Origin of the sequence: Sphingomonas sp. CV7422, assembly GCF_027945725.1 — a bacterium.
Classification (GTDB): Bacteria; Pseudomonadota; Alphaproteobacteria; order Sphingomonadales; family Sphingomonadaceae; genus Sphingomonas; species Sphingomonas kyungheensis.
The window spans coordinates 2,561,624-2,584,780 of the sequence record NZ_CP115900.1 but is presented as its reverse complement, the minus strand read 5'-3'; the positions used below and the strand labels follow the sequence as shown (position 1 = coordinate 2,584,780).

The 23,157-nt window shown below is 68.9% G+C and carries 14 protein-coding genes; 11 read left to right on the top strand and 3 right to left on the bottom strand.

The window, feature by feature from the left end; translation table 11 throughout:
• Positions 1-10: 10 nt before the first annotated feature.
• Together PBN85_RS12260 and PBN85_RS12255 are read right to left on the bottom strand one after the other, a co-directional pair.
• Positions 11-3,079, bottom strand: coding sequence for a TonB-dependent receptor (locus PBN85_RS12260; RefSeq protein WP_373276497.1), 3,069 nt, complete (start codon positions 3,077-3,079; stop codon positions 11-13).
• 479 nt (positions 3,080-3,558) lie between these two features.
• Entirely contained in the window at positions 3,559-5,652 is a 2,094-nt protein-coding gene (locus PBN85_RS12255) for an alpha-glucuronidase family glycosyl hydrolase (protein WP_271299175.1), read from the bottom strand.
• Between the two features lie 174 nt (positions 5,653-5,826).
• Here PBN85_RS12255 and PBN85_RS12250 point away from each other — a divergent pair, with 174 nt between their 5' ends.
• From PBN85_RS12250 to PBN85_RS12220, 7 genes are all read left to right on the top strand, one after another.
• Entirely contained in the window at positions 5,827-8,151 is a 2,325-nt protein-coding gene (locus tag PBN85_RS12250) for a glycoside hydrolase family 3 N-terminal domain-containing protein (RefSeq protein WP_271300889.1), read from the top strand.
• 10 nt (positions 8,152-8,161) lie between these two features.
• Positions 8,162-9,373, top strand: coding sequence for a D-mannonate dehydratase ManD (manD, locus tag PBN85_RS12245; protein WP_271299174.1), 1,212 nt, complete (start codon positions 8,162-8,164; stop codon positions 9,371-9,373).
• Between the two features lies 1 nt (position 9,374).
• Positions 9,375-10,691 carry an MFS transporter gene (locus PBN85_RS12240; protein WP_271299173.1) on the top strand — a complete coding sequence of 439 codons (1,317 nt, stop codon included), beginning with the start codon at positions 9,375-9,377 and terminating at the stop codon, positions 10,689-10,691.
• 266 nt (positions 10,692-10,957) lie between these two features.
• On the top strand, positions 10,958-11,245 hold the full coding sequence (gene groES, locus PBN85_RS12235) for a co-chaperone GroES (protein ID WP_174191974.1): 288 nt from the start codon (positions 10,958-10,960) through the stop codon (positions 11,243-11,245).
• Between the two features lie 55 nt (positions 11,246-11,300).
• A complete protein-coding gene (gene groL / locus PBN85_RS12230) occupies positions 11,301-12,944 on the top strand; it encodes a chaperonin GroEL (protein WP_037533000.1) in 1,644 nt (547 codons plus the stop codon).
• A gap of 186 nt (positions 12,945-13,130) precedes the next feature.
• Positions 13,131-14,690, top strand: coding sequence for a DUF6311 domain-containing protein (locus tag PBN85_RS12225; RefSeq protein ID WP_271299172.1), 1,560 nt, complete (start codon positions 13,131-13,133; stop codon positions 14,688-14,690).
• A 35-nt stretch (positions 14,691-14,725) separates the two neighbouring features.
• Positions 14,726-15,190: a DUF3429 domain-containing protein gene (locus tag PBN85_RS12220; RefSeq protein ID WP_271299171.1), complete on the top strand. Its 465-nt coding sequence runs from the start codon at positions 14,726-14,728 to the stop codon at positions 15,188-15,190.
• Between the two features lies 1 nt (position 15,191).
• On the opposite strand, the gene PBN85_RS12215 is transcribed toward PBN85_RS12220, so the two are convergent.
• Positions 15,192-16,232: a mannose-1-phosphate guanylyltransferase/mannose-6-phosphate isomerase gene (locus PBN85_RS12215; protein ID WP_271299170.1), complete on the bottom strand. Its 1,041-nt coding sequence runs from the start codon at positions 16,230-16,232 to the stop codon at positions 15,192-15,194.
• A gap of 161 nt (positions 16,233-16,393) precedes the next feature.
• Between PBN85_RS12215 and PBN85_RS12210 the strand changes: the two genes are divergently transcribed.
• From PBN85_RS12210 to PBN85_RS12195, 4 genes are read left to right on the top strand one after another with little or no spacing between them, the layout of a single operon-like run.
• Entirely contained in the window at positions 16,394-17,782 is a 1,389-nt protein-coding gene (locus PBN85_RS12210; protein ID WP_037533008.1) for a TIGR03013 family XrtA/PEP-CTERM system glycosyltransferase, read from the top strand.
• A gap of 4 nt (positions 17,783-17,786) precedes the next feature.
• Positions 17,787-19,796, top strand: a complete 2,010-nt coding sequence (gene prsK / locus PBN85_RS12205; protein ID WP_271299169.1) for an XrtA/PEP-CTERM system histidine kinase PrsK — start codon at positions 17,787-17,789, stop codon at positions 19,794-19,796.
• Positions 19,793-21,145: a PEP-CTERM-box response regulator transcription factor gene (prsR, locus tag PBN85_RS12200; protein ID WP_037533014.1), complete on the top strand. Its 1,353-nt coding sequence runs from the start codon at positions 19,793-19,795 to the stop codon at positions 21,143-21,145. The genes prsK and prsR overlap by 4 nt, the downstream gene beginning before the upstream one ends.
• Entirely contained in the window at positions 21,138-23,138 is a 2,001-nt protein-coding gene (locus PBN85_RS12195; protein ID WP_271299168.1) for a tetratricopeptide repeat protein, read from the top strand. Before prsR ends, PBN85_RS12195 begins: the two co-directional genes overlap by 8 nt.
• Positions 23,139-23,157: the final 19 nt, after the last annotated feature.

The following is a 23,157-nucleotide window of genomic DNA, read 5'->3' as shown; positions in this document are numbered from 1 at the left end:
CTGTCGCGACCTAGAAGGTGCCGCGCAGGCCGACGAGGAACTGACGGCCGGGCTTGTACTGGGTGAAGGTCGCATTCTCGAACTGGAAGTACGACCGCAGCGTCGCATTGGTGAAGTTGGCGACGTTGATGGTAAGCTGCGGCGCGCCGGCGAACCCGAAGATCTTGTCGAGGTCGAACGACGACGAGAAGTCGTAGGTCGTATAGTCGGTGCCGTACAGCGCCGCCGCCGGAATGCCGTTCTGCGCCAGGCCACTGCTCTGCGATCCTTCGCGCGAGGTGGTCGAGACGCGCAGCATCACGCCATTCTTCTCGTAATAGCCGGTGATGTTGTACGTGAACGGTGCCACGCCGAACGCCGTCGCCGGGCCGTCGCTGCGCTGATCGACCACCGTCGCATTGGCGTTGAAGCCGAAGCCGGTGATGCCGATGTGGCGGGTCAGGAAGTCGAGCGGCTGCACCCACTGGAATTCGAGGCCGTTGATCGTCAGCTTGTTGGGCACGTTGACCTGCGAGGTCACCTGCACCTGCGCCGCGGTCGGGCCGCCACGCGAGTTGAGCGCGATCTGCTGCGTCGGGTTCAGCGTATCGTAGGTGATGCCATATTGCGCGAGGTTCGAGAACGGCACCGTGTTGATCGCGGTGGTGGTGAACCCTTCGATCGACTTGCGGAAGGCGTTGAAGCTGATCACGCCCTCACGGCCGGTGTAATATTCGAAGCCGAGGTCGAGGTTGGTCGACAGATAGGGGGCGAGGGCCGGGTTGCCGATCGACGCCTGGTCGGCCGACGGTGCGCTGAAGTTGACGCCCGGCAGCTGCGCCGAGGGATCGGGGCGGGTCATCGTGCGCGATCCGGCGACGCGGACCACCGCATGTTCGCTGACGTCATAGGCGAAGGTCGCTGCGGGCAGCCACTCCGAATAGACGTTGCGGGTCTCGGCGATGTTGACGATGTTCGGATAGCGGCTGCCGTCGGGCAGCGTGCCGCCGGTCGCGGTGGTGTTGCGCGGATCGGGAACCGAGACGCGGCCCGAGATCGTCTGGATCGTGTTGACGTAGCGCAAGCCGACGTTGAAGCGCAGCATGTTGCCGCCGAGCTCCTGCGCGCCGTTGATCGTGGCGAACAGACCCTTGTTGACCTCGCGGATCGTGCCGCCGCTCGCACCCGTCGTCGACGAGCCGCTCTCGGGCGCATTGTCGTGGTAGAAGTTGTAGTTGGTCGCTGCGGCAAAGGCCGGGAAGTCGACCGTCACGAAACCGGCGGGGCCGGGCTTCAGATAGGTCGGCGCGGCGCTGTTCGGCACGAGCGAGCCGCCATAGGTGACCGGACCGGTGAGGCCGCTGCTGTAGCCGGTGCCGAGGCCCGGATAGGTCGGATAGCCGGCCGGTGCCGCACCCGGCGCATACAGGCCTTCGCAGGGCGGCTGGGTGTTCGGCGAGGGCACGTAGACGCTAGGATTGTTGCCGCAGACCGCGTTCTGCCACTGCTGCGACGCATCGAAGCTGCTGATCCGGCGCGAAATGTCGTCGAACGAGCCGCCCACCTTGAGGTTGAGCGACTTGTCGCCCCAGACGAGGTCGCCACGGAAGCCCTTGTTGACGTTGAGCCGGCGCTCGTCGTTCACGCTGACGCGGCTGCCGGTGTACCAGCCGAAGTTGTTGGGATCGTTGAGGTCGAGCGAGCTGGTGATCGTCGGGATGCCGCCGGTGTTCGAATAGGTGACGGTGTTGCCGACGCCGAGCGGCGTCGTCATGCCGACGGTCGGGTTCTCGCGGTGGAAGGTCGAACGCGCGTAATTGCCTTGCAGCGTCAGCTTGAGCTTGTCGTTGATCTCCCATTCACCGCCCGGATTGACGCTGAACAGCTTGGTGGTTTCGATATAGGGGCGGAATTCGTCGAAGAACTGCGCATTGGCGAAGGTGCCGCCGGTGACGGTGCAGCCGGCGCTGCAATCGCTCTTGTCGAAGGTCAGGTTGGTCGGGATGGTCGCGCCGTTGCGGCCGATCCACGCCATGTCCTCGCGGATCAGGTCGTTCTTCTTATAGCCGTACAGACCATCGATATAGAAATGCAGCGTGTCGGTCGGCTGCCATTCGGCGCTGAGGATCGCGTTGAGGCGATCGCGCGGGCCGCGGATGTTGGCGGTGCGGCCGAGGCGCGGGATCAGACCGTTGTCGATCTGCTGGATCGTCGCGCCGGGATTGTTGGCGAGCAGGAAGGCGCGGTCGATCGTCGTGCCGGCGACCAGACCTGCGCCGGCGCCGACCGGCACCGTCGCCGGGATCGTCCAGTTGCCGCCGCCGGTGGTGTTGCAGCCCGAGGTCGCGCCGCACTGTGCCGCGGTCAGCGCCGGGTTGGTGTAGCCGATCGTCTCGAACCCGCGCGTCTCGGTGAACAGCCGCTGTGCCGATACGCCGGCGAGGATGCCGAACGTATCGTTGCGCCAGCTGCCGATCAGCGAGCCGCGCGCGCCGATCCGGTCTTCCGGCGTCTGCTTGGTGCCCTGGATATTATACGCGAGGAACGAGCTGTTGCGGTCGAACGGCCGCGCCGAGCGCAGGTCGATATTGCCCGCCGCGCCGCCTTCGAGCAGGTCGGCGGTATAGCTCTTGTTGACGGTCAGCTTGGTGAACAGATCGGTCGGGAAGAAGCTGAGGTCGACCGAACGGTCGGTGCCCTGCGCATCGGTCGCGCCCGACGAGGCGACGGCGATCGTCGCGCCGTTCAGCGTCACGTTGGTGAAGTTCGATCCGAGGCCGCGGATCGCGACGTTGGTGCCTTCACCGGTGACGTCGCGGGTGATCGTCACGCCGGGGATGCGGTTGAACGATTCGGCGATGTTGGTGTCGGGGAACTTGCCGATATCCTCGGCGAAGATCGAATCGGTGAAGCCGGTCGAGGCGCGCTTCGAGTCGGTCGCCTTGGCAAGGCTGGAGCGATAGCCGGTGACGACGATGTCCTCACCCGGCGTGCCCTGCGTCTCGTCGGTCTGCGGCGCCGGTGCGACCGCGGGGCCGTTGTCCTGACCGTCGGCGGGGGTCTGTTCGGAGGGCGGCGGGACCGCCTGCGCCGCGGCCATCTGGGCGCTCAGCGTGCCGAGCGTGGTAGCGCACAACAGGGCGATGCGACGCAGGCGAAGGGTGCGGGTGGTCACGGCTGGAATATCCTCTCTGGTGGAGCGCTGCCGTTCGTTGCGGCGATGCGCGTCATGATCGTCGCCGGCGGCACGCACCGCCGGCAGGGCAGGAGCGGCGGGCTCAGCCCGCGGCGATAGGTCGCCGGGCGTGAGCCGCTCGGGGGCAGGGGGCCGTCAGCAATGTCAGCGATGCCATCATCATCCCCGTCCTCGTCATGCCCGTCTCAGCGGTCTTGATAGCGCTATCTTCGTCGAATTGGTCAGCAAGTCAATGCCAATCCGGTTAGGCCAAATGAATTCATGTCATTGTGTTTCGGGGTGTGTCTTTCCGGATGCAGTGCCAGCTGGCCTGACCGATTTGTCGGGACGACAGGCGTGTCACGGGCGGCGGGGTGCCGCCGGGCACCCCGCTTCGGCGGCGTTCAGGAGGTGTGCCCCGGCGCATAGGGAAAGCTCTGCGCCTTGTACCAGGCGAGGTCGTGTTCGGGCGGCGCGACGCCGGCAGGCAGCGCGCGCTGGTTGACCGACATCCAATAGGCGAGGCTGGCGTCGCGCCACCAGCGTGCCTCGCGATGCTGGATCGACAGATAGGTCGCGGTCTTCTGCCAGCGTTCGGCGTCGATCTTGCCGCGCAGGCTCTGCCACTGGCTCTGCATCGTCGCGACATAGGCGACACCGGCGTCGTAATGCGCGACCAGATCCTCCCACAAGGTCCGCCCGTCCGCCATCCGCCGGTCCCAGGCGACATGGTGGAACCAGAGCAATTCGCGCTCCGGCGTCGTCTCCGGCTTGGCCAGTTGTCGCGCGACCGACGGGGCATATTGGGCGATCGCATCGCTTCCGCTCGCGCCGCGCTCGAAGCCGATGCCACCGCGGTCGGCGCGATGGTAATAGGTCGGATTCCATTCGGGTCGGGCGAGATCGGCGACCCACGGCCCCGGCCCGTAATGATGCCCCGTCGCCATCAGATGCGCGAGCCCGAACGCGCCGGTATAGTCGACCACCGCCTCCCGCGATCCCGCCATCATCGCGGTCGTGGTGGCGATCACCTGCGGATCGTTGCCGAAGGTCAGCCCCGCCCATTCGCGGGCGATCGCCGCAGGATCGAGATCGGGGTCCCACGCCAGCCTGCCGAAGGCATACCAATTGGCCTGGTTGAAGGTCGACCCCGACCAGTCGCGGTCGCGGCCGATGTTGGCGACCCCCGCCATGCCGGTCAGCCGGTGCCCCTCCGCCGATCCGTCGACCACGTCGGCCACCGTCTCGCCGGGCTTGCGTCCGGTGCGGGCGTGCAGCGTCTCGGCGAACAGCGGGCCGAGATAGGCGAGGTGGGTGGCGAAGCCGAGATATTCCTTGGTGATCTGGAATTCGATCATCAGCGGCGTCTTGGGCATCGCGCCGAACAAAGGGTGGAAGGGCTCGCGCGGCTGGAAGTCGATCGCGCCGTTCTTGACCTGCACCAGCACGTTGTCGGCGAACTTGCCGTCGAGCGGCTTGAACTCGCTATACGCCTGCTTCGCGCGATCCTCGGGGTCGGTTTCGGCATAGACGAACGCCCGCCACATGACGATGCCGCCATGCGGGCGCACCGCGGCGGCGAGCATGTTGGCGCCGTCCGCATGGCTCGCGCCGTAATCGCGCGGGCCGGGCTGGCCCTCGCTGTTCGCCTTGACCAGGAAGCCGCCGAAATCGGGAATGGCGCGGTAGATCTCGTCCGCCTTCGCCTTCCACCAGGCGGCGACCGTAGGGTCGCGCGGATCGGCGGTCTTCAGCCCGCCGAGCTCGATCGGCGCCGAGAAGCGCGCCGACAGATAGACCTTGATCCCCCACGGCCGGAACACCGCGGCGAGCTTCGCCGCCTTGGCGATATAGGGCGCAGTCAGGCTGTCCGCCTTGGCGTTGACGTTGTTGAGCACGGTGCCGTTGATGCCGATCGAGGCATTGGCGCGCGCATAATCAGTGTAGCGTGGATCGTCGAAGTCGGGGAGCGACCACCAATCCCACAGCGACTGGCCGGCAAAGCCGCGCTCGACCGTGCCATCCAGATTGTCCCAATGGTCGAGCACGCGCAGCTTGACCTTGGGTGCCGAGCGCAACGTCACCGCCGCGGCGTCCGCGCCGTCACCCACCGCGCGCAACAGCGCGAAGGCGCCGTAGAGCGCGCCGCGATCGCTGTTGCCCGCGACGAGCAGCACCTGCCGCCCGCCGAGGCTGACCCGCCGCACCAGATAGCCTTCGTCGCCGAGCCCGGCGAAGGGCAGGCGCAGCGCCGCGACCTGCGGATCGCCCGCCGTGGCGACGGTCACCGCCGGCGTCCCCGCGGGCAGCGCGCGGCGCAGCGCGTCGGCGGCCAGCCGGATCGTCGCACTGTCGCCGATCGCCGTCACCGCCGCCGGTCCGGCGACGGCCTTGGGCGTACGCAGCCACAGGTCATAGCCGTCATCGGCACAGGCCGGACCAGCGATCGCCAGCCAGCTGACACCTAATGTTACAATCAGCGCGCGATAGTGTTTCATGGCTCTCTCCCGTCGCGACCGATTGACAAGTCCGCGCTTCGCCGGTCTTGTTATCGCTATCAACATAACAGGCAAGCCGCATCGTACTGGTCTGCCAATTCTGGAGAGACTGTCTTGACCGCGCGTGTCCTATCGTCCCGTCGTGACCTGCTGCGCTGGAGCGCCGGGGCCTCGATGCTCGCCTTCCTGCCCGCGGCGGCGCGGCCTGCGCAGCCGCTGTACAAGGATGTGCGCGCGCCGGTCGACCTGCGCGTCCGCGATCTGCTCGGGCGGATGACGCTGGACGAGAAGGTCGCGCAGCTGATCACGCTGTCGACCACCAAGCGTGACGTAATGGATGACGCGCGCGCGTTCGATCCGGCGCGCGCCAGCACCGCTTATCCCGACGGCATCGGCCAGATCGCCCGGCCGTCGGATCGCGGCGGCGCGGCGACCGCCACCAACACCGGCACCGACGTCACCGGCCGCTGGCGCAAGCCCGCCGATACGATCGCCTTCGTCAACGCCGCGCAGGAGTGGGCGCGGACCCGGACGCGGCTCGGCATCCCCGTGCTGTTCCACGAGGAATCGCTGCACGGCTATATGGCACCCGAGGCGACGAGCTTTCCGCAGGCGATCGCGCTCGCCGGCAGCTTCGATCCCGCATTGATGACGCGCGTCCAGTCGGTGATCGGCCGCGAGGTGCGCGCGCACGGCACCGTGCTGGCGCTGTCGCCGGTGGTCGACATCGCCCGCGATCCGCGCTGGGGCCGGATCGAGGAGACGTTCGGCGAAGATCCCTATCTGTGCGGCGAGATGGGTGTCGCCGCGGTCCACGGCCTGCAGGGCGAGGGCAAGGAGCTGGCGCCCGGCAAGGTGTTCGCGACGCTGAAGCATATGACCGGCCACGGCCAGCCGCAGGCAGGCAACAATGTCGCCCCCGCGCAGATCGGCGAGCGCGAGCTGCGCGAGAGTTACTTCCCGCCGTTCCGCGCGGTGGTCGAGCGGACCGGCATCGGCGCGGTGATGCCGTCCTATAACGAGATCGACGGCGTGCCGAGCCATGCCAACCAATGGCTGCTCGGCGACGTGCTGCGCGGCGAATGGGGCTTCGACGGGGCGATCGTCAGCGACTATGCGGCGATCCCCGAGCTCGACTATTTCCATCACATCGCGGCCGACACCGGCGATGCGGCGCGGATCGCGCTCGCCGCCGGGGTGGACAGCGATCTGCCGGACGGCGTGGCCTATCGGACGCTCGCCGATCAGGTGCGCGCCGGCCGCGTGCCGCTCGCGCATGTCGATGCCGCCTGCACGCGGATGCTGACGCTCAAGATGCGCGCCGGCCTGTTCGAGGCGCCGCGCATCGATCCGCGCGCCGCCGCGCGCCTGACCGCCAATGCCGAGGCGCTGGCGCTGGCCCGCGAGGCGGCGGCGCGATCGATCACGCTGCTCAAGAACGACGGCACCTTGCCGCTGTCGCCCGATCGCCATCGCCGCGTCGCGGTGATCGGCCCCAATGCCGCGGTGGCGCGGCTCGGCGGCTATTCGTCGCTGCCGACCGATCCCGTCTCGCTCCTCGACGGCATCCGCGCCAAGATGAAGGGCAAGGCGGAGGTCGTCCACGCGCAGGGCGTATTCATCACCCAGAGCGAGGATCGCTCGGCGAACGAGGTGCTGCTCGCCGATCCGGCGCGCAACCGCGCGCTGATCGCCGAGGCGGCGACGCTCGCCGCCACCGCCGACGTCATCCTGCTCGCGATCGGCGACACCGAACAGACCAGCCGCGAAGGCTATGCCAAGACGCATCTCGGCGACCGCACCTCGCTCGATCTGCTAGGCGAACAGAATGCGCTGTTCGAGGCGATGAAGGCGACCGGCAAGCCGGTAGTGGTGGTGGCGATCAACGGCCGCCCGCCGAGCTGGCCGGCCGTCGTCGCCGGCGCCAATGCGATGCTGGAATGCTGGTACATGGGCCAGCAGGGCGGGCATGCGATGGCCGACGCTTTGTGGGGCGACGTCAATCCCGGCGCCAAGCTGCCGGTGACGGTGGTCCGCGACGTCGGGCAGGTGCCCTTTTATTACGATCACCAGCCCTCGGCCCGGCGCGGCTATCTGTTCGACGACGACGCGCCGCTGTTCCCGTTCGGCTTCGGTCTCAGCTACACCCGATTCCGTCTGTCGCCGCCGCGGCTGTCGGCGGCGCGGATCGGCACCGGCGGCAGCGTCACCGTCGAGGTCGATGTCGCCAATATCGGCGAGCGGACCGGCGACGAGGTCGTCCAGCTCTACGTGCGGGATGAGGTGTCGTCGGTCGCCCGCCCGGTCAAATCGCTGCGCGGCTTCGCGCGGGTGACGCTCAAGCCGGGCGAGACCCGCACCGTGCGCATGGACCTCGGCCCGGAGGCGTTCCGACTGTGGAATCGCGACATGCGCGAAGTGGTCGAACCCGGCCGCTTCTCTATCATGACTGGAAGCAACAGCCGCGACGTCCAGTCCGTCGCCCTCGATATCGCCTGAAGGACGCCCGATGCCGATCATCACCGCCGCCCGCGTCATCGTCACGTCGCCGGGACGCAATTTCGTCACACTCCAGATCGTCTGTGACGACGGCACCACCGGCCTCGGCGACGCGACGCTCAACGGCCGCGAACTCGCCGTCGCCAGCTATCTCGAGGAGCATGTCGTACCCTGTCTGATCGGCCGCGACGCGCATCGCATCGAGGATATCTGGCAATATCTCTACAAGGGCGCCTATTGGCGGCGCGGCCCGGTGACGATGACCGCGATCGCCGCGGTCGACATGGCCTTGTGGGACATCAAGGGCAAGATCGCCGGCCTGCCGGTCTATCAGTTGCTCGGCGGCGCGGCGCGTGATTCCTGCCTCGTCTATTGCCATGCCAATGGCACGACGATCTCCGACACGATCGAGACCGCGATCCGCCATCGCGACGAAGGCTATCGCGCGATCCGCCTGCAATGCGGCGTCCCCGGCCTCGCCGCGACCTATGGCGTCGCCAAGCCGGGCCAGCGCTACGAGCCCGCCGACGGCGACCTGCCGAGCGAGAGCGTCTGGTCGACCGAGAAATATCTGCGCGTCGTCCCCGAACTCTTCGCCGCCGCGCGCGAGGCGCTTGGCTGGGACGTGCACCTGCTCCACGACGTCCACCATCGCCTAACCCCGATCGAGGCGGGACGGCTCGGTAAGGATCTCGAACCCTATCGCCCGTTCTGGATCGAGGATGCGACCCCGGCCGAAAACCAGGACGCCTTCCGCCTGATCCGCCAGCACACCGTGACGCCGCTCGCGGTCGGCGAGGTGTTCAACTCGATCTGGGACGCCAAGCATCTGATCGAGAACCAGCTGATCGACTATATCCGCGCCACCGTCGTCCATGCCGGCGGCATCACCCATTTGCGCCGCATCGCCGCGCTCGCCGACCTCTATCAGGTGCGGACCGGCTGCCATGGCGCGACCGATTTGTCGCCGGTGGCGATGGCGGCGGCGCTGCATTTTGGCCTGTCGGTGCCGAACTTCGGCATCCAGGAGCATATGCCGCACAATGAAGAAACCGACGCGGTCTTCCCGCATGCCTATCGCTTCACCGACGGGACGATGCACCCCGGCGACGCGCCCGGCCTCGGCGTCTCGATCGACGAGGACCGTGCCGCCGCCCATGCCTACAAACGCGCCTATCTGCCGGTGAACCGGCTCGAGGACGGCACGCTGTGGAGCTGGTGAGATGAGCGCGATCGGCGACGCGGCGGCCACCGCCCCCGAAACCGCCGTCCACGCGGTGCCGCCGCCGCGCGGGCGGATCCGCTGGCTGATCTGCGGCCTGCTCTTCGCCGCGGTGGTGCTGAGCTATATCGACCGGCTGGTGCTCGGTGTGCTCAAGCCGCAGCTGACCTCGCTCTACGACTGGAGCAACGCCGGCTATGGCGACATCACTGGCTACTTCCAGGTCGCCTATGGCTTCGGCTTCCTGCTGTTCGGCTGGCTGATCGACCGGATCGGCGCGCGCAACGGCTATCTGCTCGCCATGGGCAGCTGGACGATCGGCCATTTCGCGCAGACTTTGGTCACCTCGACCACCGGCTTCGCGATCGCGCGCATCCCGCTCGCCTTCGGGGAGGCGGGCACCTATCCGTCCGCGCTCGCCGCCGCCTCGCAATGGTTTCCGCGCAAGGAGCGCGCCTTCGCCATCGGCATCTTCAACGCCGGCGCCAATGTCGGCGCGGTGGTGACGCCGCTGCTGATCAGCTTCATCGTCGTGCGGATGGTGCTCGACTGGCGCTGGGCATTCATCATCACCGGCCTGTTCAACCTCGTCTGGCTCGCCGCCTGGTGGCGGCTGTACCATCCGCCGCATGCGCATCCCCGCGTCACCGCCGAGGAGCGCGCCTGGATCGAGGCGGAGCCGGCCGATGACGTCGGTCGCGCGGGCTTCCTCGCGGTGCTGCGCCATCGCGAGGCCTGGGCCTATATGACCGGGCGTTTCCTGATCGATCCGGTCTGGTGGACCTTCCTGTTCTGGCTGCCCGACTTCTTCCACAGCCGGTATGGCTACGACCTCAAGAATTTCGGGCCGCCGCTGGTCGCCATCTATATCCTCGCCGATCTCGGTGCGATCGCCGGCGGCTGGTATTCGTCGCGCCTGCTCAAGCGCGGCGTCGCGACGGGACGTGCCCGCAAGCGCGCGATGTTCGTCTGCGCGCTGTTCGCGCTGCCGGTGATGTTCGCCGCGCAGGCGAGCAGCATCTGGATCGCGGTCGGAATGATCGGGCTTGCCTGTGCGGCGCATCAGGGCTTCTCGACCAATTTGTTCGCGTTGCCCGGCGACCAGTTTCCCCGCTATGCGCAGGGGACGCTGATCGGCCTCGGCGGTTTCGCCGGTGCGGCGGGGGGCTTCATTGCCTCCAAGACGCTGGGATTGCTGCTCGATACGGTCGGCAGCTACGGCCCGTTCTTTGTCGCCTGTGGGCTCGCCTATCTCGTCGCGTTGTTCGCCTTCCATCTGCTCAATCCGCGCTATCGCGACGTGGTGATCGCGGGCTGAGCGTCTCGAAACGGGCCTTCCCGCGGGCGTAACGTTCGGGAATGAAGGAGCTTCGACAAGGCTCAGCGTGAACGGCAGCGGGGTGGGGAACGGCAGGATAGGTCACTCTCCGCCCCGTCGCGCGCACCGTCTGCCGCCGATCGCTGTCATTTTGCGGCATCGACGGTCTTGACGATCCCGTGGTCGCGGCACATATCCGCGGCGTTGGCACTCCTCATCCGGGAGTGCCAGAAATCTGTAACACTGACCTGAAGAGGGACTTCGCAATGAACTTTCGTCCGTTGCACGACCGCGTCCTCGTTCGCCGCGTTGAGGCGGAAGAGAAGACGGCTGGCGGGATCATCATCCCCGACACCGCCAAGGAAAAGCCGCAAGAGGGTGAGGTCGTTGCTGCCGGCACCGGCGCGCGCGCCGAGAACGGCACGATCACCCCGCTCGACGTCAAGGCCGGCGACAAGATCCTGTTCGGCAAGTGGTCGGGCACCGAGGTCAAGGTCAACGGCGAAGACCTGCTCATCATGAAGGAAAGCGACATCCTCGGCATCGTTGGCTGAGACGTCCGCTTACCGTCGCTAGTTTCCACATTCGTCATTTGAAAGGGTAGCCACCATGGCAGCCAAGGACGTAAAATTCGGCCGCGACGCGCGTGAGCGCATCCTCCGCGGCGTCGACATCCTCGCCGATGCGGTGAAGGTGACGCTTGGGCCGAAGGGCCGCAACGTCGTGATCGACAAGAGCTTCGGCGCACCGCGCATCACCAAGGACGGCGTCACCGTCGCCAAGGAAATCGAGCTCAAGGACAAGTTCGAGAACATGGGCGCGCAGATGGTGCGCGAAGTGGCCTCGAAGACCAACGACATCGCCGGTGACGGCACGACCACCGCGACCGTCCTGGCGCAGGCGATCGTCCGCGAGGGCATGAAGTCGGTGGCCGCCGGCATGAACCCGATGGATCTCAAGCGCGGCATCGACATCGCCGTCCTGAAGGTCGTCGAGGACATCAAGGCGCGCTCGAAGCCCGTCTCGGGTTCGTCGGAAGTCGCGCAGGTCGGCATCATCTCGGCCAACGGCGACCGTGAAGTCGGCGAGAAGATCGCGGAAGCGATGGAGAAGGTCGGCAAGGAAGGCGTGATCACCGTCGAGGAAGCGAAGGGTCTCGATTTCGAGCTCGACGTCGTCGAGGGCATGCAGTTCGACCGCGGCTATCTGTCGCCGTACTTCATCACCAACCCTGAGAAGATGACGGTCGAACTCAACGATCCGTACATCCTGATCCACGAGAAGAAGCTCAGCAACCTGCAGGCGATGCTGCCGATCCTCGAAGCGGTCGTGCAGTCGGGTCGTCCGCTGCTGATCATCGCCGAGGACATCGAGGGCGAGGCGCTCGCCACGCTCGTCGTCAACAAGCTGCGCGGCGGCCTCAAGGTCGCAGCGGTCAAGGCTCCGGGCTTCGGCGATCGCCGCAAGGCGATGCTCGAGGACATCGCGATCCTGACCAAGGGCGAGATGATCTCGGAAGACCTCGGCATCAAGCTCGAGAACGTCACCGTCGGCATGCTCGGCACCGCCAAGCGCGTTACGATCGACAAGGACAACACCACCATCATCGACGGTGCGGGTGAAGCCGATGCGATCAAGGGCCGCACCGAGGCGATCCGTGCGCAGATCGAGAACACCACCAGCGACTACGACCGTGAGAAGCTCCAGGAGCGTCTCGCCAAGCTCGCCGGCGGCGTGGCCGTGATCAAGGTCGGTGGTTCGACCGAGGTCGAGGTCAAGGAGCGCAAGGACCGCGTCGACGATGCGCTGCACGCGACCCGCGCGGCCGTCGAAGAAGGCATCGTCCCCGGTGGCGGCACCGCGCTGCTCTACGCTACCAAGGCGCTCGAAGGCGTCAACGGCGTCAACGAGGACCAGACCCGCGGTATCGACATCGTCCGCAAGTCGCTGACCGCACTGGTGCGTCAGATCGCGCAGAACGCCGGCCACGACGGCGCCGTCGTCTCGGGCAAGCTGCTCGACCAGACCGACACGTCGTTCGGCTTCAATGCGTCGACCGACACCTACGAGAACCTGGTCCAGGCCGGCGTGATCGACCCGACCAAGGTCGTCCGCACCGCGCTGCAGAACGCCGCCTCGGTGGCCGGTCTGCTGATCACCACGGAAGCGACCGTGTCGGAACTGCCCGAGGACAAGGCTCCGGCCATGCCCGGCGGTGGCGGCATGGGTGGCATGGGCGGCATGGACTTCTGATCCGGCATCGGGGCGGGCGCTGCCTGCCCCGACACCGGCATCGGAGCGTCCGGCGGGTCGGCCCGGCCGAACCCGTCCGCACCAGCCACGACCTACGCGAAGGGACCGTACGGGCGACCGCCGGTCCCTTTTTGCATCGTGGCGTCATTAACCAAAAATATCCCGTCGTGCGGGCAGACTGCGGCCATGCGCCGCTCCGTCACCCCCGTCTTGCTGCTGCTGCTTCCGATGCTGGCGTTTCTCGCCTTCTTCCATGTCGAGACCCTCGATATCGGCAACGTTGGCTGGCTGCTCAACGGCAGCGACGCGGGCGAGAATGCGCTGGGACTGCACGCCTATCGCTACGATCCCGCCGCCGGCCTGTCGCTGCGCACATATCTGCTCAATGCGCCGCAGGGGGTGCCGGTGCTGTTCACCGACAGCAACCCGCTCGTTACGCTCGCCGCCAAGCTGGCATCGCCGCTGCTTCCCGGCGATGCGCAGCTGATCGGTCCGTTCATCCTGCTCTGCCTGATCGTGCAGACGCTGTTCGCCTGGGCGCTGCTCCGCCGTCATGCGCCGGGGCCGGTGGCGCTGTGTATCGGCGTGGCGCTGCTCGCCTTCCCGCCGACATTGTTCAACCGCTTCGTCCACGCCAATCTGATGGCGCATTGGCTGATCCTCGCCGCGCTCTGGCTGTTCCTCGATCCCGTGCGCAGCCGTACCCTGCGCTGGTGGGGTCCGCTGATCGTGCTCGCCGCGCTGATCCACAGCTATCTGCTGGTCATGGTCGGTGCGATCTGGGCGTCGGCGCTGCTGGTGCGCTTTACGCAAGGACCGCGCCCGGAGCGGATCGCGGTGCTGGGGCAGGGCACGGCGGTGCTGGTGCTCGTCGCGCTGCTGGCGCACTGGCTGGGCGTCGGCGGTCAGCTGCCGGCAGGCAATTTCGGTTTCTACTCGATGCCGCTCGACGCTCTGTGGAACCCGGCGATCCCGTCCTTCACCAATCTGCTGCCGGCGCATGAGACCAGCCCGGGGCGCGGGTTCGAAGGCTTCCATTATCTCGGCGCGGGCGGTCTGCTGCTCGTCGCCGCCGCGATCCTCGCCGCGCTACGATTGCCCGCCGATGCGCGTCAGCGGGTGACGCTCGATCGGCTGCGCGGCCTCGCGCCGGCGTTGATCATGCTCGCCATCATCGCGGTGGTACGATTGCCGCTGCCCGAGACGGTCCGGCTGCTGCTCGATCCCGTGCGTGCGTCGGGGCGGCTGTTCTGGCCGGTCGGCTATGTCCTCATCCTCGTCGCTTTGCTCGCCGTCTACCGCCTTTCGGCCGAGCGGGCCGCGTTGCTGCTGGTGGCGGTGCTGACCATCCAGATCGTCGATCTCGACGCCATGGCCTATGCGATCCGCGCGCAGAGTGATGCTGCGGCGCGCGCGCCGGCGTCGCGGCTGCGCGATCCGCGCTGGATCGGGACGATCGCCTCGGCGCGCAGCATCGCCTTCATGCCCGGCGATGTGACCCGCGACCTCGGCCTGTTCCAGGAGATCGCATGGCAGGCGGCCAAGCTGCACCGCCCGGTCACCAACGTCTATGCCGCGCGCGCCGATCGCGCCGCGGTCACCCGCCTGCACGCCGAGGCCGACGCCTTTCGCCGCGGCACGCGCGTGCCGGGCCGGCTCTACGTCGTCACCGACGATCGCACCCTGCCCGCGGCGATGGCGCTGCGGGCACGGCGGATCGACGGGGTGCGGCTGGTGCTGCCCTGACGCAACCCGCCGCGGCGTGGCTCGTTGGCGGCGTCATGAACGATGATGCTGATCGCCCCGACGTCCCCGCCGACGGCCTGTTGCTCGGCTATGGCCCGATGCTGCCGCTGGTCGCGGCCGGCGCGGGGGCGTGGCTGTTGCCGATGCCGTGGCCGGTCTGGGCGGTGCGGCTCGGTATCATCTGGGCGGCGCTGGTGCTCGCCTTCATCGCCGGCGTCCGCCGCGGTTTCGGCTTCGGCAATCGCCACGCCTCGAAGCCGGTCGAGATCGCGGCGAGCATCGGCTATTTCACGCTCGCCGGCCTCGGGCTGGTGATCGTCGTGCCGTGGCTCGCCCTGATCCCGCTGACGCTCGGCTATGTCCTCGCCGCCTTCGTCGATCGTCGTGCCGCGCTGGCGGGCAATGCGCCCGCCTATTTCGCGCGGCTGCGTCCCCGCCAGCTGCTGATCGGCGCGGCGGGGCTCGCCGGGCTGCTGGCGTGGACGCTGTCGATCCGCTGAGTCAGCGGTCCTTCATCGCCTCGATCAGCTTCTTGACCTCCTGGCTGCGGCCGCGCGGCAGGATCAGCACGTCGTTGCCGCTCGCCACCACGATCAGGTCGCTGACGCCGACCGCGGCGATCCGCACCCCGTCCGACCGGATCAGGCAATCGTGCGTGTCGATCGCCAGCACCTCGCCGCGATGCGCATTGCCCTGCGCGTCACGCGCGCTGATCGTGTGCAGCGCATCCCAGCTGCCGACGTCGCTCCAGCCCATCGCGACCGGCACGACGGCGACGCGCTCGGCGCGCTCCATCACCGCATAGTCGATCGAGTCGGACGGCGAGGCGCCGAATGCGGTCTCGTCCGGGTAGATGCGCACGCCGTCGCGGCGCGCCTTGGTCATCGCGTCCTGCGTCGCGGTCAGCATGCCGGGCGCGTGCGCGGCGAGCGCGCCGAGGAAGATGTCGGCGCGGAACAGGAAGATGCCGCCGTTCCAGGCATGATCGCCCGAGGCGAGCATCTCTTCGGCACGTTCGCGGATCGGCTTTTCGACGAAGCGCGCGACGCGATGGACGCCGTCGGCGAGCGCCTCGCCGACCTTGATCCAGCCATAGCCGGTCTCGGGCGCGTCGGGCGCGATGCCGAAGGTGACGAGCCAGCCGTCGTTGACCAGCGGCAGCGCCGCCTCGATCGCGGCATGGAAGGCGGGCACGTCGGCGATGACGTGATCCGACGGCATCACCAGCAGCGCGTCTTCGCCCTTGGCGGCGAGCGCGGCGAGCGCGATCGCCGGCGCGGTGTTGCGGGCGACCGGCTCCAGGATCACCGCCTGCGGCGTCGCGCCGACCGCATTGAGCTGCTCGTCGATGTGATCGGCGTGGCGCGCATTGGCCACGACGATCGGCGCGGCGAAGGCCTCGCCGTGCGCGCGCTTCGCGGTGAGCTGGAGCATCGTCTCCTCGGCGGTCAGGGCGAGCAGCTGCTTGGGCATTTCGGGCCGCGACATCGGCCACAGGCGGGTGCCGGACCCTCCGGAAAGGATCACAGGTACGATCGTCATGATGGTCGCTTAACTCCTTGGGGACAGGTCTTCCTATCCGAATTGAGGCGAGGGCGAAACGACCGTCGCGGGCGCGTCGTTCAACTTTTCTTTCCCTTTTTGTGTCACCTGCCTACCCGTCTGTCGGAAAAGCTTACAGGCCGACAGGGGGAGGCGCTCGGATGATCCGCTTGTTCAAGCACTATGTCCCCTATGCCGTGCTGCTGCTCGGCGTGGTCGATGCGATGCTGCTGCTGGTGTCGGCGGAGCTCGGCTGGGTGATTCGGGCGCGGCAGATCGGCATGGACGTGCTGCCGGTGACGACGCGGCTGCCGCAGCTGTTCGCCTTCGCCGCCGCGTTGCAGATCGCGCTGATCGCGGTCGGCGCTTATGGCGTCGGCTCGTTCCTGTCGCTGCGCTTCGCTGCGGCGCGGCTGGTCGTCGCGCTGCTGATCGGCGTCGCCTTCCTGTCGATCCTGTTCTTCCTGATCCCGCCGGTCGCGCTGTGGCGGTCGAACCTCGCTTATGCGACGCTGATCGCGGCGCTGCTGCTCGTCGTGGTGCGCGCGCTGCTCGGGCGGACGCTCGGCGGTGATACGTTCAAGCGGCGGATCATCGTGCTCGGGGCCGGCAATCGGGCGGCGCGGATCGGCGCGCTCGCCGACCAGCCCGGCGCCAACGTCATCGTCGCCGGCTATGTGGCGATGGGCGAAGGCCCGCCGGTCGTCGCCGGCGCGGTGCCGCGTGACGCCATTCCCAATCTCGCCGCGCATGTCGTCGATCATGGCGCGGGCGAGGTGGTGCTCGCGCTCGAGGAACGACGCAATGCGCTGCCGCTCAAGGACCTGCTCCGCGTCCGCACCACGGGCGTCGCGGTCAGCGAGATCTCGACCTTCCTCGAACGCGAGACCGGGCGGATCGATCTCAATTCGGTCAATCCGTCGTGGCTGATCTTCTCCGACGGCTTCGCCTCGGGGCGGATGCTGTCGAGCGTGTTCAAGCGTGCGTTCGACGTCGTCGTCAGCCTGCTGCTGCTGGTGCTGACCCTGCCGCTGATCCTGCTCACCGCCGCGGCGATCAAGCTCGAATCGAAGGGGCCGGCCTTCTACCGTCAGCGCCGCGTCGGCCTGTACAACCAGTGTTTCGACATCGTGAAGCTTCGTTCGATGCGGCAGGATGCCGAGGTCGCGGGCAAGGCGGTCTGGGCGGAGAAGGACGATCCGCGCATCACCCGCATCGGCCGGATCATCCGCATGGTGCGGATCGACGAGCTGCCGCAGACCTGGGCGGTGCTGAAGGGCGAGATGAGCTTCGTCGGCCCGCGTCCGGAACGCCCGCAATTCGTCGAGCAGCTCGAAGGCCAGCTGCCGTTCTATGCCGAGCGCCACATGGTCAAGCCCGGCATCACTGGCTGGGCACAGATCAACTATCCCTATGGCGCCTCGATCGAGGATGCGCGCCACAAGCTCGAATACGACCTCTATTACGCCAAGAACTATTCGCCCTTCCTCGACCTGCTGATCCTGTTGCAGACGTTGCGCGTCGTGCTGTGGCCGACGGGCGCGCGCTGAGCCGATGGCGGCGCTGATCCTCTGGGGCCATGCGCTTGCCGCGCTGGCTTTCGGGCTGCTTGCGCTCGGCGCGCTGCGGGCGGCGCTGGCGCAGAAGGATCGCGGCGTCACGCTCGCCGCGTTGCTGACTGCCTTGTGGGCGCTCGCCGTCGCCGGGATCGGCGCGGGCGACGTCGCCGCGCGGGTGACCGAATGCCTGCGCGATCTCGCCTGGCTCGCGGTGCTGCTCGCCGCGGTGCGCGGGCGGCGGAGCGGCGGGCTGTCGCTCTACGCCGTCTATGCGGTGGCGGCGACGCTGACTGCCGCGGCGGGGCTGCTCGCGATGCTCGGCGTGCTGCCGCTGCCGCATACCGCACGCGAGGCGATCGGCGAGCTGCGGCTGATCGCGGTGATGCTTGCCGCGGTCGCCGGCCTGATGCTCGCGCATCACGTCGCGAGCAGCGAAAGCGCGACGCCGCATCCGGCGCTGCCGCTCGCGGTCGCGCTCGGCGGGTTGTGGGGGATCGACCTGATCGTCGCGATGCTCGCCTACGGCTTCGGCGCGGCGCCGCCGCAGGCAATCGCGATGCGCGGTTTTGCCGTCACCGGCGTCGCGCTCGTCCTCGCCGTGCGTCGCCGGGTGCATGGGCTCGCCGTATCGCATGGCGTGGTGCTGCGCGGGATCTCGCTGCTTGCGATCCTCTCCTATGCGGGCGCGACGGTACTCCTCACCCAGTTCGCCGGCCGTTATGCCGGTGACGCCGTCCGCCTCGTCCAAACCGCGATCATCCTCGGCGCGACCACCGCGCTCATCACCCTGCTGTCGACGCCGTGGCTGCGCGCCTGGCTCAAGGTGAAGGTCGCCAAGCATTTCTTCCGCCACCGCTACGATTATCGGGCCGAATGGCAGCGGTTCACCGCGACGCTCGGCGCGCCCGGCGCCGACCCGCTCGACCGCCGCATCGTCCGGGCAATCGCCGACCTCACCGGCTCGCCCGCTGGCCTGCTGCTCGTTCCGGACGGCAACGGCCTCGGCGTCGGCGCGGCGTGGCAATGGCAGGAGGCCGGCGGCGGCGAGGCGGCGTTGCGCGACCATCTCGCGACCAGCGCGCGCATCGTCGAGCTCGATCAGGTCCGCCGCGGCGACGCGCCCGCCGACGAAGCGGCGGTGATCCCCGACTGGATGCGCGAGTCGGCCGACGCCTGGGCGCTGGTGCCGCTGATCCACGGCGCCAGCCTGATCGGCGCCATCCTGCTCGCCCGCCCGCCGATCGACCGTGCGCTCGACTGGGAGGATTTCGACCTGCTCCGCGTCGCCGGGCGACAGGCGGCGAGCTATCTCGCCGAGGATCGCGCCCATGCGGCGCTCGCCGACGCCGCGCGCTTCGACGAATTCAACCGCCGCTTCGCCTTCATCATGCACGACATCAAGAATCTGGTCAGCGGGCTCAGTCTCGTCGCGCGCAATGCCGAGCGCCACGCCGACAATCCCGACTTCCGCGCCGACATGGTCGCCACCCTGCGCGACTCCGCCGACCGGATGAACGGCCTGCTCGCCCGCCTGTCGCAGCATCACCGCGCCAGCGCCGAGCCGGTCCAGCCGGTCGACCTCGCCGCACTCGCGCTGCGCCTCGCCGCGGCGCGGCGCGCGCAGCATCCGGTGCAGGTCTCGGGCTCGGGAGTCGCCATGGCGCAGCCGGGCCGGCTCGAACAATTGCTCGGCCATCTGCTCCAGAATGCGATCGAGGCGAGTCCGGCGGGGGCGGCGATCGCTTTGATTGCCGGCGGCGACGCGCAGGCCGCCTTCGTCGAGGTCATCGATCACGGCTGCGGGATGAGCGCCGCCTTCATCCGCGACCAGCTGTTCCGCCCGTTCGCCTCGTCCAAGCCCGGCGGTTTCGGCATCGGCGCCTATGAGGCGCGCCAGCTCGCCGACGATATGGGCGGTACGCTCACCGTCGTCAGCCGCGAGGGCGAGGGCACCTGCTTCCGCCTCACTCTGCCTGCCGCCCGCCTGCTGGAGCATGCTGCATGACCGACACGCCCGTCCTGCTGATCGTCGAGGACGATGCCGCGCTGCAACGCCAGTTGCGCTGGGCGTTCGAGGGCTATCGGATCGTCACCGCGGCGACCCGCGCCGAGGCGATCGAGGCGCTGCGATTGCACGAGCCCGCGGTGGTGACGCTCGACCTCGGCCTGCCGCCCGATCCCGACGGCACCAGCGAAGGCTTTGCGACGCTGGCCGAGATGCTCGCGCTCAAGCCGGACACCAAGATCATCGTCGCCTCGGGGCATGGCGCGCGGGAGAGCGCGTTGCAGGCGATCGCGCTCGGCGCGTGGGATTTCTATGCCAAGCCGATCGACATCGACGCGCTCGCGCTGATCGTCGCGCGCGCCTTTCACGTCCATACGCTCGAAGCCGAAAACCGCCGCCTCGCGGCGCGCGCCGCGCCCGCTGCCGGGTTCGGCGGGCTGCTCTACGCATCGGACGAGATGGCGGCGGTGGTGCGCACCGTCGAGCGCGTCGCCCCCGCCGACGTATCGGTGATGCTGCTCGGCGCGAGCGGCACCGGCAAGGAGTTGCTCGCGCGCGGGCTGCACGATCATTCGCCGCGCGGCCGCGGCGCGTTCGTCGCGATCAACTGCGCCGCCATTCCCGAAACCTTGCTCGAAAGCGAGCTGTTCGGGCATGAGAAGGGCGCCTTCACCGGGGCGGTCAAGACGACGCCGGGCAAGATCGAACAGGCGGTCGGCGGCACCCTGTTCCTCGACGAGATCGGGGACGTGCCGCTGCCGTTGCAGGTCAAGCTGCTGCGCTTTCTGCAGGAGCGGGTGATCGAGCGGATCGGCGGGCGCAAGCCGATCCCGGTCGATACGCGCATCGTCTGCGCGACGCATCAGGACCTCGCCGCGATGGTCGTCGATGGTCGGTTCCGCGAGGATCTCTATTACCGCCTCGCCGAGATCGTCGTGCGCATCCCGAGCCTTGCCGAGCGGCCCGGCGATGCCAGCCTGCTCGCGCGTGCGCTGCTGCGTCGCCACGCCGAGGCGATGAACCTCGCCGTCACCGGCCTCGCCCCCGACGCGCTCGCCGCGATCGAGGCGTGGCGCTGGCCGGGCAACGTCCGCGAGCTGGAGAATCGCATCAAGCGCGCGGTGATTATGGCCGACGGCAAGCTCGTCACCGCCGCCGACCTCGATCTCGCCGATCCCGACGTCGCGTTGCCGCTCAACCTGCGCAGCGCGCGCGAAAGCGTCGACCGGCGGACGATCCGGCAGGCGCTGGCGCAGTCGGACGGCAATATCTCGGGCGCGTCGCGGCTGCTCGGCGTCAGCCGGCCGACGCTCTACGATCTGCTCAAAAGCTATGATCTGCATGGCTGAGCGGCGCTATCCGCTGCTGCCGGGGCGGCGTCGCCGGCTGCGGCTGCCCCGCCTGCCGCGATTGCGACGGGGGCAGGCGGTCGCGCTGGCGGTGCTGCTGCTCGCCACACTGCTGGCGGCATGGCTGGCGCTGCGCCCGCCGCCCCGCGCCGATCCGGTCGTTGCCCTGCGCGATGCGCGGACCGCTTACGGGCTTGGCAACTATAGCGCGGCGCGCAATCACGCGCTGGCCGCGCTGGCGAGCCGACCGCAGTCGCAGCCGGCGTTGCTGCTTCTCGCGCGCAGCTATCTGCAACTTGGCGACGGCCTGGCCGCGGAGGGTGCGCTGAGCCGGGCGGCCGCCCTGCATGAGCCGGCGGCGCGACTGGCGGGCCTGCGGGCGCGGGCGCGTTTCCTCCAGTCCGACTGGCCGGCCGCGCTCGATGCCGCCGCGACCGCACCCGGCGATGGCGAGGCGATCCGCGCCGCTGCCCGCGCGCGCGCGATGCAGGGCGGCAGCGCCACCGCCGCGCATGATTTGCTCGCATGGCTCGCCCGCGCGCCGCGCGACGCCGGGGCCTGGACCGACCTCGGCCGCATCCGGCTCGATGCGGGCGAGATCGCCGCCGCCGCCGACGCCGCGACCCGCGCACAGCGGCTCGCGCCGGGCGATCCGGTCGCGCTCGCGTTGCAGGCGGAAGTGGTCCGCACGCGCTATGGCCCGATCGCGGCGCTGCCCTGGTTCGAGGCGGCGCTGGCCCGCGACGCGTATTACCATCCGGCGCTGATCGAATATGCCGCGACGCTCGGCGAGGTGGGGCGCAACGTCGACATGCTCGCCGCGACCCGCCGCGCGCTCGCCGCCCGGCCGGGCAGCCCGCAGGCCTTCTATCTTCAGGCGGTGCTCGCCGCGCGTGCCGGACGCGGCGCGCTAGCCCGCGATCTGCTGCAACGGGCGGGGGATGCGGTGGCCGATCTGCCGGGCGCGGCGCTGCTCGCCGGCGGCCTCGATTACGCACGCGGCCAGACCGAGCGGGCGATCGGCGATTGGCGTCCGCTCGCGGAGGATCAGCCGCTGAACGTCAGCCTCCGCCGCCTGCTCGGCGCCGCGCTGCTGCGCTCGGGCGATATTCAGGGCGGGCTCGATCAGCTTCGTCCGATCGCGCTGCGCGACGATGCCGACGCCTATACGCTGACCTTGGTCGCGCGTGGATTTGAGGCGCGCGGCGACCGGGTCGCGGCAGCGCGCTTCCTCGATCGTGCCGCGATCGGCGCGCATGGCGGCGCGATCGCCTTCGCCAGCGACGACGATGCCGCGACCCTGCTCGCCGCCGCCCGCCAGGCGCCGGGCGATCCCAATTACCTGCTGGGCGTGATCCGCGCGCAGCTCGCCGCCGGCGATACCGCGGGGGCGATAGCGCGCGCCCGGACGCTCGTCGCCGCCAGTCCCGGCGCTCCCGCCGCGCAGATCGCGCTCGGCGATGCGCTCGCCGTGTCCGGGCGCTATGCCGATGCCGCGCAGAGCTACGCCCGCGCCGCCAGCCTGAGCTTCGACGAACCGACGATGCTGCGGCTGGTCGATGCCTGGGGACGCGCCGATCGCCCGCGCAATGCCGCGGCGGCGCTCTCGCTCTACCTCGGCCAGAATCCGCAGAGCCTCGTCGGACGACGCCTGCTCGGTCGGTTGCAGGTGCAGGGCGGCGACGAGGACGCCGCGATCGAGACGCTGGAGGCGGTGCGCCGGATCGCCGGCAACCGCGATGCCGCATTGCTCGCCGATCTCGCGCTCGCCTATGCGGGCAGCGACGCCGATGGCGACGGCGCGGTCGCCAGCCGCTACGGTCGCGCGGCCTATCGCCTCGCGCCGATGAATGCCGCCGTCTGTGATGCCTATGCGGTTGCGCTCGCCGCCGCCGGCAATCTGGACGGCGCCCGCCAGCTCGCCGCCAAGGCGGTGCGCCTTGCCCCCGCCGACCCGGTCATCGCCGCGCACGCCCGCCGTATCGCCGCCTGACGCCTTGCGCCTGCGGCGG

Excerpts from the sequence above, each read along its gene's own strand:
- PBN85_RS12260 (WP_373276497.1), bottom strand. The coding sequence starts at position 3,079 with ATGGCCGCGGCGCAGGCGGTCCCGCCGCCCTCCGAACAGACCCCCGCC.
- PBN85_RS12255 (WP_271299175.1), bottom strand. The coding sequence starts at position 5,652 with ATGAAACACTATCGCGCGCTGATTGTAACATTAGGTGTCAGCTGGCTG.
- PBN85_RS12250 (WP_271300889.1), top strand. The coding sequence starts at position 5,827 with ATGCTCGCCTTCCTGCCCGCGGCGGCGCGGCCTGCGCAGCCGCTGTAC.
- manD (WP_271299174.1), top strand. The coding sequence starts at position 8,162 with ATGCCGATCATCACCGCCGCCCGCGTCATCGTCACGTCGCCGGGACGC.
- PBN85_RS12240 (WP_271299173.1), top strand. The coding sequence starts at position 9,375 with ATGAGCGCGATCGGCGACGCGGCGGCCACCGCCCCCGAAACCGCCGTC.
- groES (WP_174191974.1), top strand. The coding sequence starts at position 10,958 with ATGAACTTTCGTCCGTTGCACGACCGCGTCCTCGTTCGCCGCGTTGAG.
- groL (WP_037533000.1), top strand. The coding sequence starts at position 11,301 with ATGGCAGCCAAGGACGTAAAATTCGGCCGCGACGCGCGTGAGCGCATC.
- PBN85_RS12225 (WP_271299172.1), top strand. The coding sequence starts at position 13,131 with ATGCGCCGCTCCGTCACCCCCGTCTTGCTGCTGCTGCTTCCGATGCTG.
- PBN85_RS12220 (WP_271299171.1), top strand. The coding sequence starts at position 14,726 with ATGAACGATGATGCTGATCGCCCCGACGTCCCCGCCGACGGCCTGTTG.
- PBN85_RS12215 (WP_271299170.1), bottom strand. The coding sequence starts at position 16,232 with ATGACGATCGTACCTGTGATCCTTTCCGGAGGGTCCGGCACCCGCCTG.
- PBN85_RS12210 (WP_037533008.1), top strand. The coding sequence starts at position 16,394 with ATGATCCGCTTGTTCAAGCACTATGTCCCCTATGCCGTGCTGCTGCTC.
- prsK (WP_271299169.1), top strand. The coding sequence starts at position 17,787 with ATGGCGGCGCTGATCCTCTGGGGCCATGCGCTTGCCGCGCTGGCTTTC.
- prsR (WP_037533014.1), top strand. The coding sequence starts at position 19,793 with ATGACCGACACGCCCGTCCTGCTGATCGTCGAGGACGATGCCGCGCTG.
- PBN85_RS12195 (WP_271299168.1), top strand. The coding sequence starts at position 21,138 with ATGGCTGAGCGGCGCTATCCGCTGCTGCCGGGGCGGCGTCGCCGGCTG.